The following is a 13,027-nucleotide window of genomic DNA, read 5'->3' as shown; positions in this document are numbered from 1 at the left end:
GTTTGATGTCAAACTATTGTGAGGAAACACCATGGCAACCGCGAAGCGGGCCGCAAAGCCCAACGCCTCGAAAGAGGAGCTTTTGCATTATTACCGCGAAATGCTCCTGATCCGCCGATTTGAAGAGAAAGCCGGCCAGTTGTACGGCATGGGCCTGATCAACGGCTTCTGTCACTTGTATATCGGTCAGGAAGCGGTTGTCGTCGGGCTGGAAGCCTCCGCGAAAGAGGGCGATCAGCGCGTCACCTCCTATCGCGACCACGGACACATGCTCGCCTGCGGGATGGACCCGAAAGGCGTGATGGCAGAACTGACCGGTCGCGAGGGCGGATATTCCCGCGGCAAGGGCGGCTCCATGCACATGTTCTCCAAGGAAAAGGAATTCTACGGCGGCCACGGGATCGTCGGTGCGCAGGTGCCCATCGGCGCGGGCCTTGCTTTCGCGAACAAGTATCGCGGCAATGACAACGTGTCCTTCGCCTATTTCGGGGACGGTGCGGCAAACCAGGGCCAGGTCTATGAGACCTACAACATGGCGGAGATCTGGAACCTGCCCGTCGTGTTTGTGATTGAGAACAACCAATACGCCATGGGCACCAGCGTGAAACGCTCCACCCATTCCAAATCCTTCTGGGAGCGTGGTGCTGCCTACGGGATCAAGGGCGAAGCGGTGGACGGGATGGACGTGCTCGCCGTCAAGGCTGCTGGTCAGAAAGCGGTCGAAATCTGCCGCGCGGGCGATGGCCCCTATATCCTCGAAGTGAACACCTACCGCTATCGCGGCCACTCCATGTCGGACCCGGCGAAATACCGGACCCGTGAGGAAGTGCAGAAAATGCGCGAAGAGCGTGATCCGATTGAGGCCGTCAAGGCGATCCTGACCACAGGCAAGCACGCCTCTGACGAGGAACTCAAAGAGATCGACAAGGAAATCAAGGCGATCATCAACGACGCCGCGAAATTCGCGCAAGAGAGCCCCGAGCCATCGGTGGACGAACTCTTCACCGATATCTACGCGTGAATTGGAGATATAAATCATGACAATTCAACTGCTTATGCCCGCTCTTTCCCCGACGATGGAGGAAGGCACTCTCGCGAAATGGAACGTGAAAGAGGGTGACGAGATCAAATCCGGTGACGTGATCGCTGAGATCGAAACCGACAAAGCCACGATGGAATTCGAGGCCGTCGATGAAGGCGTGATGGGCAAGATCCTCATTCCCGAAGGCACCGAAAACGTGAAGGTGAACGAGCCAATCGCGATCCTTCTGGAGGAGGGAGAAGATGCCTCCGCCGCCGATGCCGCGCCAGAAGCCGCCGCGCCCGCAGAGGACAACGATGCGGAAGAAAAGCCGGATCACTCTGCAGCGCCGGTGGTGGCTAAGCCCGCCGCGCCAGTGGCGGACGAACCGGAAGAGCCTGAATACCCCGAAGGCACCACCTTCAAAACCCAAACCATCCGCGAAGCCCTGCGCGACGCAATGGCCGAGGAAATGCGCCGCGATGGCGACGTGTTCCTGATGGGGGAGGAAGTGGGCGAATATCAGGGCGCTTATAAAATCTCTCAAGGGCTTCTGGATGAATTCGGCGACAAGCGCGTCGTGGACACCCCGATCACCGAGCACGGCTTTGCCGGGCTGGCAACGGGTGCGGCCTTCGCTGGCTTGCGCCCGATTGTGGAATTCATGACCTTCAACTTCTCCATGCAGGCGATTGACCACATCATCAACTCTGCGGCCAAGACGCTCTATATGTCTGGCGGTCAGATGGGCTGTCCGATCGTGTTCCGTGGCCCGAACGGGGCTGCGTCCCGCGTCGGCGCGCAGCATTCGCAATGTTACGCCGCGTGGTACAGCCATGTGCCGGGCCTCAAGGTCGTGATGCCCTACTCTGCCGCAGACGCGAAGGGCCTTTTGAAAACCGCCGTGCGCGATCCGAACCCGGTCGTGTTCCTTGAGAACGAAATGATGTACGGCAAATCCTTCGACGTGCCGGAGATCGACGATTTCACCGTGCCATTTGGCAAGGCGCGCACATGGCGCAAGGGCGAGGATGTCACCATCGTGTCCTTCGGCATCGGTATGACCTATGCCCTTGAAGCGGCGGAGAAACTGGCGGCGGACGGCATCTCGGCAGAGGTGATCGACCTGCGCACGATCCGCCCGATGGACACGGATGCGATCCTGCGTTCTGTGATGAAGACCAACCGTCTGATCACCGTCGAGGAAGGCTTCCCGCAATCCTCCGTCGGCAACTACATCACCTCCGTCGTGATGGAGCGCGCGTTCGATTACCTTGATGCACCGGTGATCAACCTGTGCGGTAAGGACGTGCCCATGCCCTATGCCGCAAATCTCGAAAAGCTCGCACTTGTCACGACGGATGAGGTGGTCGAGGCCGCCAAATCCGTGTGCTACCGTTAAGGAGGGAATAAAATGCCCATCAACATTCTGATGCCAGCGCTCTCCCCCACGATGGAGGAAGGCACGCTCGCCAAGTGGAACGTCAAAGAGGGCGACACCGTTGCCTCCGGCGACGTGATCGCAGAGATCGAGACGGACAAGGCCACGATGGAATTCGAGGCCGTGGACGAAGGCACCATCGGTAAGATCGTGATCCCCGAAGGCACCGAAGGGGTGAAGGTCAACGACCTGATCGCCGTGCTTCTTGAAGATGGCGAAACTGCCGATGATATGGACGCGGCCCCGGCGGCAGACACGCCTGCCCCGTCCGCTGATGCTCCGAAAGCTGAGGAAACCGCAGCGCCTGCGCAGGCCGAAGCCTCCTCCGCCCCCGCAGCCCCGAAAGCCGCCGATGGCAACCGCATTTTCGCCTCCCCGCTCGCGCGGCGGATCGCAAAGGACAAGGGGCTTGATCTGTCCGGGATCAAAGGCTCCGGCCCCCATGGCCGGATCGTCAAGGCCGACGTGGAGAATGCGACCGCAGCACCGAAAGCCGCCGCCGCGCCCGCAGCAGAAGCACCCAAGGCCGCGGCCCCTGCCGCTGCCGCTCCGGCACAGGGCATGTCCGCCGATCAGGTCGCCAAGATGTATGCAGACCGCGAGTATGAAGAGATTAAACTCGACGGAATGCGCAAAACCATCGCGGCCCGCCTCACGGAAGCCAAGCAGACCATTCCGCATTTCTACCTGCGGCGTGAAATCCGCCTTGATGCGCTGCTGAAATTCCGCGGCACGTTGAACAAGAGCTTGGCTGCCAGCGGCAAAAAGCTCTCGGTCAATGATTTCATCATCAAGGCCTGCGCCAACGCTCTGCAAGAGGTGCCCGATTGCAACGCGGTTTGGGCCGGGGATCGTGTGCTGAAGCTGAAACCGTCCGACGTGGCTGTCGCCGTGGCGATCGAGGGTGGCCTGTTTACCCCCGTGATCCGCGACGCGCATCACAAGACGCTCAGCACCCTGTCGGCAGAGATGAAAGACCTCGCGGGCCGCGCCCGTGATCGCAAACTCGCCCCCCATGAGTATCAGGGCGGCAGCTTTGCCATCTCCAACCTCGGCATGTTCGGGATTGAGAATTTTGACGCGGTAATCAACCCGCCCCATGCCTCGATCCTCGCCGTCGGCGCCGGGATCAAAAAGCCCATCGTGAACGATGAAGGGGAAATGGAAGTCGCGACAATGATGTCTGTCACCCTCTCTGTCGATCACCGGGTGATTGATGGCGCGCTTGGCGCGCAATTCCTCGCCGCGATGGCCGCGCAATTGGAAGACCCGATTGCAATGCTGGCCTAACGGGCTGATCAGAAACGAAAAAAATGGGCGCCCGATTGGGCGCCCGTTTGCGTTTCAGCGGGTCGGATCGTGTCACCGGGTGACGGTCACGCCCTCGACCTCAATATCTTCTTCCAGCCCCGCCTCGATAAGGATCAGCGCACCCGCGCCGTCATCCTCCTGCACGATCTCAAGGCTGGTATCCCCGTCATCATTGCCAGAGGTGGCACCGCCGCGCATCTCCACCCGCACGTCACCAGCATCCTCTTCCTCGAACACGATACCGACGCCGCCATTGTCCCGCGCGACCGCGTTAATCATCAGGCCCATGACATCGCCCGCATCTTCTTCCGACGATTTAAAGCCGTCATCCGTGTTGCCTCGCGCGATGGTGGACAGCGCCATAAGGTGAATGCCGCCCGGCCCCTCCTCATCGAAATCGAGCCCTTCATCGAGGTTCCGCGCAATCACGCTGCCGGATATCGTTCCACGGATATCGCCCGCGCCTGCCTCATCAATGTCAAAGCCGTCATCCACATCAATGGCGAATTCATATGCCTCAACACTGCCATCGTCATAAAGATCGACTTCGCGCTCAAAGCACCGATCATCCGGCGATCCGGTAATTGCCCCCGGAATGGCGTTCGCCGCCATGACCCCTTCGGCAAATTCGCCCTCGGGTTCCGCAGGCGGGAACGCGCTGAGCATCACCGGGTCACAATAGCCGCCATTGTTGTTGAACACGGATGAGGACACGCGCAGCACGACCGATCCGTCCTGCCCTTCGTCAAGTTCGACACCATCCGCACCCACGCGCGAAAAGATGGAGCCATTGGCGGTGAAGTGGATATCCCCAGCCCCGCGCTCGTCCACGCGCAGGCCATCCGCATCGAAACGGCCATAGCCGACCCGATCCACAATCACATCCGACAGCCTGACAGAGATGGACGCGGACGAGCCTTCGCCAGCCCCGCCGCCACCGCCGCCGCACTCATCGGCAAGCGTACAATCGGAGATGTGAATTCCATGCCCAGCCACGTCCCGCACGCTGACATTCGTCAGATCCAGCGCGACCACCCCGGTTTGATCGTCCCGCACATCGACAAAAAGACCTTTGCCCGCCGGGCCGTCCACATCCCCACGCGCAGTGATGTCAAATCCACCCGGCCCCACAAGCGATAGGTCGGACATGGTGAGGTCCGCACCGTTGCGCATCGCCAAAACGGTCTCGTTCACGCCCATCCGGATCGTTTGGCCCGCGCCGATGATCGTCAAGGGTGCTGTGCCTTCATAGACAAAGCCGGCGCCCGCGATGATATCGCCCTCCGTGGCAATTACGACCGTGCCGCCGGTCGCGGCCAGATCGGCAAGGGCGGCGCGCAGGCTGCCATCGCCCGCGTCCGCAGGGTTTGTCACGATCCGTGTTTCCTGCGCGGACGCTTGGGCGGCTGCAATCAGCGCAATCGCGCTTACCATCATCTTGTACTGCATGGATGTCCTCCTGATGAAATATCAGGAAGAGCGGTACGACGTCACCGTGACGGTTCAGCCAAACTACGGTGACACTTAAGTGTCAGTTGCAAGGCCAAAAAGCTGATCCATGCTTTGCGAAGGCTGATCGCACCCAGCCTCCCCCACGATCCGCGCGGGCACACCTGCCACGGTCTTGCAGGGAGGGACGTCCTCCAACACGACCGATCCAGCGGCGATCCGGCTGCAATGGCCGACCCGGATATCCCCCAGCACTTTCGCGCCAGCCCCGATCAACACACCGTTTTCAATCTTTGGGTGCCGGTCGCCATGCTCTTTTCCGGTGCCACCCAGAGTGACGGAATGGAGCATCGACACATTGTCCCCCACCACGGCCGTCTCACCGATGACAATGGAATGGGCGTGATCCATCATGATGCCTTTGCCGATCCGCGCGCCGGGGTGGATATCCACGCCAAACACCTCGGATGTGCGCATCTGAAGGAAATAGGCCATGTTGTGCCGCCCCGTTGCCCAATAATGATGGGCAACACGGTAGCTTTGAATGGCCTGATATCCTTTGAAGAACATCAGCGGCTGAATGATCCGGTGGCAGGCAGGGTCGCGCTCCAGCGTGGCCACAGCATCCGCACGGGCCGCCGCGCCAATGCTCGGGTCTGCCTCATGGGCCGATTGGATGACTTCGCGCAGCAGGCCATCGGTCATTTCCCCCGAAGCCAGCTTGTGCGCCAGCCGGTAGCCCAGCGCATCCTCGAAACTCTTGCGGTTGATGACAGAGGCATAGATCAGCCCGGCAAGCATCGGCTCTTCGCGCACGATATCGTCGGCTTCCGTCTGGATCCGCGTCCAGACCGGATCAACCGGCGCGACATAGGGGGATTTTTGCTGGGCCATGGGGCACCTCCGCGTGTCAGTCTCCCCTTACATCGGAATAAGCCGCACGAGTTTCAAGCAAAATCTGACCCGACCCGGTGATCAAGAAACGCAGACACCGCTCCATAAGCCACGGCGAGCGCATGGGCATACTCCACATCATCGCAGCTTGGCTCCTGCCCCAATGCCTGCGCACGCGCGGCATGCCCGAGCGTTCCGTCGCCCTGAAATGATGCCTCGCCGCCCTGCATCCGCGCTTGATCCGCCGCGTCAGCCGTTCGGATTAACACTGCCATCTGCCCCCGGCGCTCAGCGCGCGGGTAGCGCAACAGCCACCGCGCGGCGGCTGTCACGTCTTGATGGATCAAGGGTTGCATCCCGCGTCACACTGCACGCGGCGGGGTGAATTCGGTCAGGTGGATTGCGATGCGCACCGATCCGGCGGTGAAATCGCCTCCTTCTGCCGTCAAAAGCAAGGGCGTGTCCGACCAATAGGTCACCGGCTGCCCCGTGACGCCCGCCGCATAGGAATTCAGCGCCAGCCCCAACCCGGTTCCATGCCGATCCGGCGATCCACTGACGCCAAGCTGCCATCCGGTCGTGCCGGTCCCGGTGATCGCTCCGATCACCCGCGCCGTGACCGCGTGAACCACACCACGCGCCGGGATCACGCCCAGAGTGGCATTGCTCGCACCCGCTGTGATGACGTGATCAAACTCGATCACACGGGCCACGGTCGCGGCGCCGCCTGCGCTTGGCGCGGCCATGGTATCGGCCCAATCCGTGCCGTCAAAAACAAGCCCCCGGTCCAAGGCGACGTCCCACGCCGCCCATCCCCGCTTCGGGACGACAAACCGCCAACCACCATTGACGGCGATGGCCAGCATCCCGTCCTCGCCCGCCCATGCTCCGGTCGCACCACTGCCCACGGCATAGACCGTGCCCTCCTCTGGCGTGACGGGCGGCGTCGTCAGGCCCCGCGCTTCGATCACCAGTCGGGACACCGCATCAAGCCGGGCAAAGGCTTCGTTCACCGTTACATGCTTTTGCGCCTATGCCCCACCGGGCGGAGATTTGGCCGACTTCCACGTCAAACGGGAAACCGGGCGAGCTGGCTGTATCGAAACTGGCCGACGGGGCGGTTGTCTCGACCTCGGCATGCACCGCACCGTCCTTGCGCAGACGCGCGATGTAGCGTTCCTGCTCTTCAGCGAGCGGCACATCGCCCAAATCCCACAAATCGCCCTCAACCCGCGTGCGCCGCACCCACGCCAGATCAAGCGTGGCGCCGCTATTACGGGCGGTCAGATGGACCGGCGCGTAGGGCCGCAGCCCAACCCCGAGAGAGGCTTCGACGACAGTGGAAAAGACATCCTCGTCATAGGTCCGCGTCGCGGGGCCAACTCGGTAATACCGCTCCAGCCCGCGTGCCGATTGCGGAATATCAATCTGCACGGCGGCCGCATCCAGAAACACGAATTGCGCCCCCTCCGGGACCGCCGCGTCATGCACGAATTCCGTGCCAAGCTGGCCCCGCAACAACCCGTCGAGCCGCCATGTGTTCTTGCCGATCAGCTCAGCGGTCTGGAACTGGAACACTTCCCAATCCGTGCCACCCGCCGCCCGGATCGCGGCCACGTTCGCACCGTCCAGCACATCGCGCGGCGTCCGGCTTTCAAGCGCGCCACGCACGACCTCCACCTCCAGCCCGGATGCCCATTGCCATAGCCCGGCTTTGGCAGGCTTGAGCGGCGTCTTTGTGTGTCCCATCACCGCCGCGCGGAAAACATCGGTATTCGGCGCGTACCCGCTATTATCGGTGGAGGAATAGACCCGCACCGGCCCCGGCCACGGATCGGAGGTCGCAACCACATGCGGCGCATGGGGCACCTCATCGCCCCGCAACAATGGCAGGTCCAGAAAGCGAGACACGACCGGCCCCGCAATCGGCGGCACCGATTGTGCCCCCAGATCTTCGGGGAAATAGCGGCTGACATAGACACTGGGATCAACCCGCGCCCCCTCGATCCGGCGCGCATCGGCATCCTCGATCCGGTCCACACGATACCGCTGCCCATCGAATTCCAGAATGTCACCGGCTTCGATCTGCAAAAAGGTTGGCGGCACGGTAACGCTGATCCGGTCGCCCGACACCTGCGCCTCCGCGAGGAACCGCGCGGCGACGCTGCGCGCGGCGGCGGCGGTCATGGCCATGGGCATGGTGGAGCGGTCGCCATCCTGCCGATCCGCATCGGGCAAAGCGGCCTCCACCGCCCCCCGCTGATAGTCGCGATCCGCATCGTAATGCTCGATCTGGACCCGGTGGATCGCCTCACCATCCGCCGCGCGACTGCGCTCCAGCGCGGCCAAGGGGCCATTCGCGACAATCTCTTGCCTGTCGAGCACAAAATTGCGCGCACCATCCCGCATCCGGAACCGAAGCGCCCCCTCCTGCTCCATCACGTCAAAGCCGAAGCCGAGCATCAGGGGTTGAAGGGCTGCACGCGCACTCGTCCGATCACGCAACTCAAACCCCGGCACGCCCCCATGCAGCCCAGTGGCCTCCAGCGCACCGATCCCCGCCACGCCGCACAATTCCGCCACCACTTCGCCCAGCACGGCCATTTGCAACCGGCCAGAGATCCAATGCCCCCGCGCGTAATTCGGCCCGTCTGACCATTCCCCGATCCGGTTCGGAAAGTCCGGCCAGGGCCGCGCATCCCATGCCCAGACATGCGCACGGCTCATCTCGATCATCGGCGCGTCATAGACCTTGGAGCGCGGATTGTTCTCCTCTGCCGACCAATGGCTGATCATCGCCTCCAGATAGCGATACTGGATGAAATCATCCCGCGCGCCGGTGCTGAAATAGGGCATCGCGCTTTCGCTTGAGATCGCATCGACAAACACATTCGGCTGGTTCGTGCCCTTGTCGATCGCCGGGCAGCCATATTCGGTGAACCAGATCGGCTTTCCTTCGGCCTCCCATTCGGTTGGTTGCGCGGACCGCACGCCACCGGGGCGATCATAATGCGGTCTGCCCCACCAGTTCCGCAGGTCTTTGGGCCGGAAGATGTGATCTTCCCCATGGGCCGCATCGGTGATCGGCGTACGCTCTTGTGCTGCTCGGTCCTCTGGGGTTGCGTAATACCAGTCAAACCCCTCGCCGCCTTCGACATTCGCGCGCAGATAATCGGGGTTATAGAGCGATCCCCACGCGGCATCCGCATGATCCTCCCCATCCCGCCAATCCGACAACGGCATGTAATTGTCGATGCCGACGAAATCGATATTCGCGTCCGCCCATAACGGATCAAGATGATAGAGCACATCGCCCGACCCATCCTTCGGATGATGCCCGAAATATTCGGACCAATCCGCCGCATAGCCGATCTTCACCTCTGGGCCGAGGATCGCACGCACATCCGCTGCCAGCGCCCGCAGCGCGGTCACAAATGGATAGCTCGACGCCCCATCGCGGATCTGCGTCAGACCGCGCAGCTCCGATCCGATGCAAAACGCATCGACCCCGCCCGCCGCGACGCACAGATGCGCATAATGCAGGATCATGCGCCGAAACCCCCAATCGCCGGATGGCCCGGCATAGGTGACGCTGCCATCTGCCACGATGGTGAAATCCGTGATCTGCGCGGCCCCCATGAAGGACGCGACCTCAGCCGCTGCTGCCGGGGTCTTGTCCGCCGTGCCTGCGCGCCCCGGCGCATCATTCGTGGTGATCCGGCCCCGCCACGGAAAGGCGGCTTGCGTGCCGTCGCTCCACGGATCGGGCAAGGAAGTGTCGCCGGGAATATCCATCAACAAGAACGGATAGAAGGTGACGGCGATGCCCTCGTCCCGCATCCGGTTGATCGCCTGAACGACCGCGCCATCGGCACTTGTGCCCCCAAAATTCACGCGACCTTCCGTTTGGGAAACGGTCTCTGCCATCGCCCGTGTGATCCCGCCCGCGCGCCATGGCATCGGCGCGCCGTCAAATTCGGTTTGCTCCACCTTGGGTTTGACCGTGCAATGCCCCGCGCGCAGGTCGTCACCAAACCATGATACGACAAGCACACTGGATTGCACCGCGGGCAATTCGGATTTCAACGCCCCGAGGGAGGCCACGAAATCCGGCTCCCCCAACTCGTTATTGACATTCATCATCCGGTAAGAGCCGGGACCAAAGATCAGCCGTTGAGCTGCATCGGAGAGCGTATATTCCCCGGTGCCGGGGATCATGCACACCCCCGCGATCTGCTCGACCGGGGAGGTGCTGAAGAACCGATCCGTCTCCGGCAGGCGCGATTGCGGGCGGCGCACGACCTCTGCCGTGATCTGCGGGATGCGATTGCCGTAAGGGCCAAGCTCCAGATCCTCGAACACCAGATAGGCCGTACCGCGATAGCTCGGCGCGTCCTCCAGCCCTTCGACCGCCGCGATCAATGGGTCTGCGTCCTGCTTTTCACTGCCAGGATGCATCCGCCAGGTGATGCGGCTCAGGTCCACGCGCTTGCCATCCGCCCAGACCCGCCCGATCCGGGTGATCTCCCCGGAACAAAGCGCCACGGCAAAGCTCAGCGAATAGGAATAGGTCGTGGTGGTCGTTGTGGCGGAACTGCCCCCGCCACCGCCTTTACCCCCTTGGGTGGAGGTTGTGGTGGAACTGCTGGTTGTCGCGGTTTCCTTGAACCGGGTGGACCAGATCAACTGCCCCGGCAGGCGCATCCGACCGGCCACATAGGGCAATGCCGTGCCCTCCGACGCCCCTTGCATCCGGAAGGTTTCAACCCGCCCACGCTCCGTCGCATAAGAGCCGCCTGCCCCGCCCGTCAGCCGCTGATCAATACCTGCCCCAATAGTGGCACCGATGGCTTGCCCGATCGCGGCACTGCTCAGGCCGAGGAAGGCACCACCCACCGCGCTGCCCGCCGCAGCACCTGCCGCCGCCAGAATTACTGTCGCCATTACGAAATCCTTTCAGGAAACCGGAACACACCGGCGATCCGCCGCCGCCATGCAGCACCAAGGGGGACTTCCACGACGCCATGCCCCGAATAGGCATGGATCAGCCGCTCCGACCCGCCCTCTTGCACAAAAAGGCCCATATGCTTGGCCACGCCCTTGTCGCGCATACGAAACACCAGAACATCGGCATTGTGTGGCTGGCCGTCGATGGGTTGGAAATGCGCCATGGCCGCCCGCAACAACCGCTCCTTGCGGTCCACTTCGGACCAGTCGGCGGTATAGGCGGGTAAGGGTTCTGGCTCCGCGCCGATCACCTCCCGCCAGATACCCCGGATCAGGCCCAGGCAATCGGCCCCGGCACCGCGACAACTGGCCTGATGCACATAGGGCGTGCCGATCCAGCGACGCGCGCTGCGGATTATGTCATGCTCATCCATTGCGCAGGCTCCCTCCATCCATCACATCCCCCGAAACGGGATAACTGATCGCGAAATCTTCTCCCGGCACATGCGGGAAGCCCCGGAAATTGGCGAAATTCTGGAATTTCGCCTTGCAGGTCGACGCGCGGCGATCACAGCCCACGGTCACCTCCGCGGTGTCTCCCGCCGAAATCGCCGTTGAGGGAGCAGCCCAAAGACCAATCAGGTGGAGCCCGTCCACGATCTCATGCCGTTTGACCATGTGGCGCTGCCCGTCATTGGCCCCGCCCGTCCAACGATAGCTGCCATGCTCGAACCAGCCTGCGTCGAACGCACCGAGGCCAGAGACGACCATCAACCCATCCCCCCGGACCGAAACGACTGTCGCCACTGCCCGCTTGTCTGATGTATCGAGGGTCACGCCACAGCGCGCATCCCCCAACACCGCATCGCATTGGCGCAGGATCGCGCGCCCCATCGGCCGGTTCAGCCTTTCGGAGAGGCCGCGCAATTCCGCTTCAAATCCGACGGTGCCGCGCCGGATTTCCCCAATGCTGCCGGTAAACAGGGTTACGACCTGCGAGGGATTGGCCCAATTCACGATCCAATGGGTGACATCCGCCCCGTCAAACCGGCCTGCGGCGATATCTGCCTCGTTCAGCGCCGCATCATCCAGCGCGCCCAGCGCCACCGCGTTGTCAACGGAAAGCCCGGTGGAATGGTCAATCGCCCCTGCCGACAATCCGGTCGCCGCGCGACAGAGTTGGCCGTCCACCACCAGATCCCGGTCATGATCGGTAAAACCGAACCGCACACCATCCCTGCGCACGATCCGCCAGCAGCGGGCAAGCGTCGTCACACCACTGTCGAGCATCGCCTGAAAAGCTTCGTCAAATGCGCGCATCAGATCCGCACCTCCACCACGGGGATGGACGGCACTTCACCCGCTTCAAATCCGGTCACGCTGGTGGTGATCGCATCCGTGTCAAACCGGACTGGCACATCAAACGCGTAGCCCGCTGTGACCTCTGCGCCTTCCTGCGGCGCGGAGGCGAGCGTCAGCAGCCCTGTTGCCGGGTCGACGCTGAAATCCGGCGCGAAAAGCTCTGTGCCATCCACTGCCACACGGACACTGCCCGCCACGGGCTTCACAATCGGGCGGATATAGGTCTGCTCGCCCGAGCGGTAATTCTTGACCAGCGGGAAGGACGTTGCCGCCCCATCACCCGTCGCAATCACCTGATCCATCGGATCGATGACCTGCGATGCGGGGCAGGATTTGAAATCCGTCCAATCCTTCCACCGAAACCCATGGAGCTGCCCCGCGCGCGCCTCGAAAAACGCGATCACGACCTCCAGATCATCGAGGGAGCGCATGCCCATTCCCGCGTCATAGCGCCGCCGCGCATGCGCCCATGGGGCGTTGCGCACCTCATGGCCATTCGCCAGCGTGACGATCTCGGTGCGGCGCTCCGGTCCGCCACTTGCCCCAAAGGAGAGGTCGGTCGGGAATCGTACTTCGTGAAAGCTCATCGCGGTTGCTCCGAT

At 62.4% G+C, this 13,027-nt stretch carries 11 protein-coding genes; 3 read left to right on the top strand and 8 right to left on the bottom strand.

Going from position 1 to position 13,027, the window contains the following annotated elements; translation table 11 throughout:
• Positions 1-31 precede the first annotated feature (31 nt).
• From pdhA to FHS89_RS12815, 3 genes are read left to right on the top strand one after another with little or no spacing between them, the layout of a single operon-like run.
• Entirely contained in the window at positions 32-1,021 is a 990-nt protein-coding gene (gene pdhA / locus FHS89_RS12825) for a pyruvate dehydrogenase (acetyl-transferring) E1 component subunit alpha (protein ID WP_184012266.1), read from the top strand.
• Between the two features lie 16 nt (positions 1,022-1,037).
• Positions 1,038-2,423 carry a pyruvate dehydrogenase complex E1 component subunit beta gene (locus FHS89_RS12820; protein WP_184012264.1) on the top strand — a complete coding sequence of 462 codons (1,386 nt, stop codon included), beginning with the start codon at positions 1,038-1,040 and terminating at the stop codon, positions 2,421-2,423.
• 12 nt (positions 2,424-2,435) lie between these two features.
• Positions 2,436-3,752 carry a pyruvate dehydrogenase complex dihydrolipoamide acetyltransferase gene (locus tag FHS89_RS12815; protein WP_184012261.1) on the top strand — a complete coding sequence of 439 codons (1,317 nt, stop codon included), beginning with the start codon at positions 2,436-2,438 and terminating at the stop codon, positions 3,750-3,752.
• Between the two features lie 72 nt (positions 3,753-3,824).
• On the opposite strand, the gene FHS89_RS12810 is transcribed toward FHS89_RS12815, so the two are convergent.
• The 8 genes from FHS89_RS12810 to FHS89_RS12775 all read right to left on the bottom strand — a co-directional run bounded on the left by FHS89_RS12810 (position 3,825) and on the right by FHS89_RS12775 (position 13,012).
• Positions 3,825-5,222 carry a hypothetical protein gene (locus FHS89_RS12810; protein ID WP_184012259.1) on the bottom strand — a complete coding sequence of 466 codons (1,398 nt, stop codon included), beginning with the start codon at positions 5,220-5,222 and terminating at the stop codon, positions 3,825-3,827.
• A 75-nt stretch (positions 5,223-5,297) separates the two neighbouring features.
• Entirely contained in the window at positions 5,298-6,116 is an 819-nt protein-coding gene (gene cysE / locus FHS89_RS12805; protein ID WP_184012257.1) for a serine O-acetyltransferase, read from the bottom strand.
• Positions 6,117-6,169: 53 nt separating this feature from the next.
• Positions 6,170-6,463 (bottom strand): DUF7742 family protein, encoded by a 294-nt coding sequence (locus tag FHS89_RS12800; protein ID WP_184012255.1) that lies wholly within the window; start codon positions 6,461-6,463, stop codon positions 6,170-6,172.
• Between the two features lie 15 nt (positions 6,464-6,478).
• Positions 6,479-7,129, bottom strand: a complete 651-nt coding sequence (locus FHS89_RS12795; RefSeq protein WP_184012253.1) for a DUF2793 domain-containing protein — start codon at positions 7,127-7,129, stop codon at positions 6,479-6,481.
• On the bottom strand, positions 7,104-11,060 hold the full coding sequence (locus FHS89_RS12790) for a baseplate multidomain protein megatron (RefSeq protein ID WP_184012251.1): 3,957 nt from the start codon (positions 11,058-11,060) through the stop codon (positions 7,104-7,106). Before FHS89_RS12790 ends, FHS89_RS12795 begins: the two co-directional genes overlap by 26 nt.
• Positions 11,060-11,497, bottom strand: coding sequence for an NlpC/P60 family protein (locus tag FHS89_RS12785; protein WP_184012249.1), 438 nt, complete (start codon positions 11,495-11,497; stop codon positions 11,060-11,062). The genes FHS89_RS12790 and FHS89_RS12785 overlap by 1 nt, the downstream gene beginning before the upstream one ends.
• Positions 11,490-12,383 (bottom strand): DUF2163 domain-containing protein, encoded by an 894-nt coding sequence (locus FHS89_RS12780; RefSeq protein WP_184012247.1) that lies wholly within the window; start codon positions 12,381-12,383, stop codon positions 11,490-11,492. The genes FHS89_RS12785 and FHS89_RS12780 overlap by 8 nt, the downstream gene beginning before the upstream one ends.
• Positions 12,383-13,012 carry a DUF2460 domain-containing protein gene (locus FHS89_RS12775; protein WP_184012245.1) on the bottom strand — a complete coding sequence of 210 codons (630 nt, stop codon included), beginning with the start codon at positions 13,010-13,012 and terminating at the stop codon, positions 12,383-12,385. The genes FHS89_RS12780 and FHS89_RS12775 overlap by 1 nt, the downstream gene beginning before the upstream one ends.
• Between the last annotated feature and the right edge of the window lie 15 nt (positions 13,013-13,027).

Source organism: Rubricella aquisinus (assembly GCF_014199445.1).
Classification (GTDB): domain Bacteria; phylum Pseudomonadota; class Alphaproteobacteria; order Rhodobacterales; family Rhodobacteraceae; genus Rubricella; species Rubricella aquisinus.
This window is presented reverse-complemented; position numbering and strand designations above follow the sequence as displayed.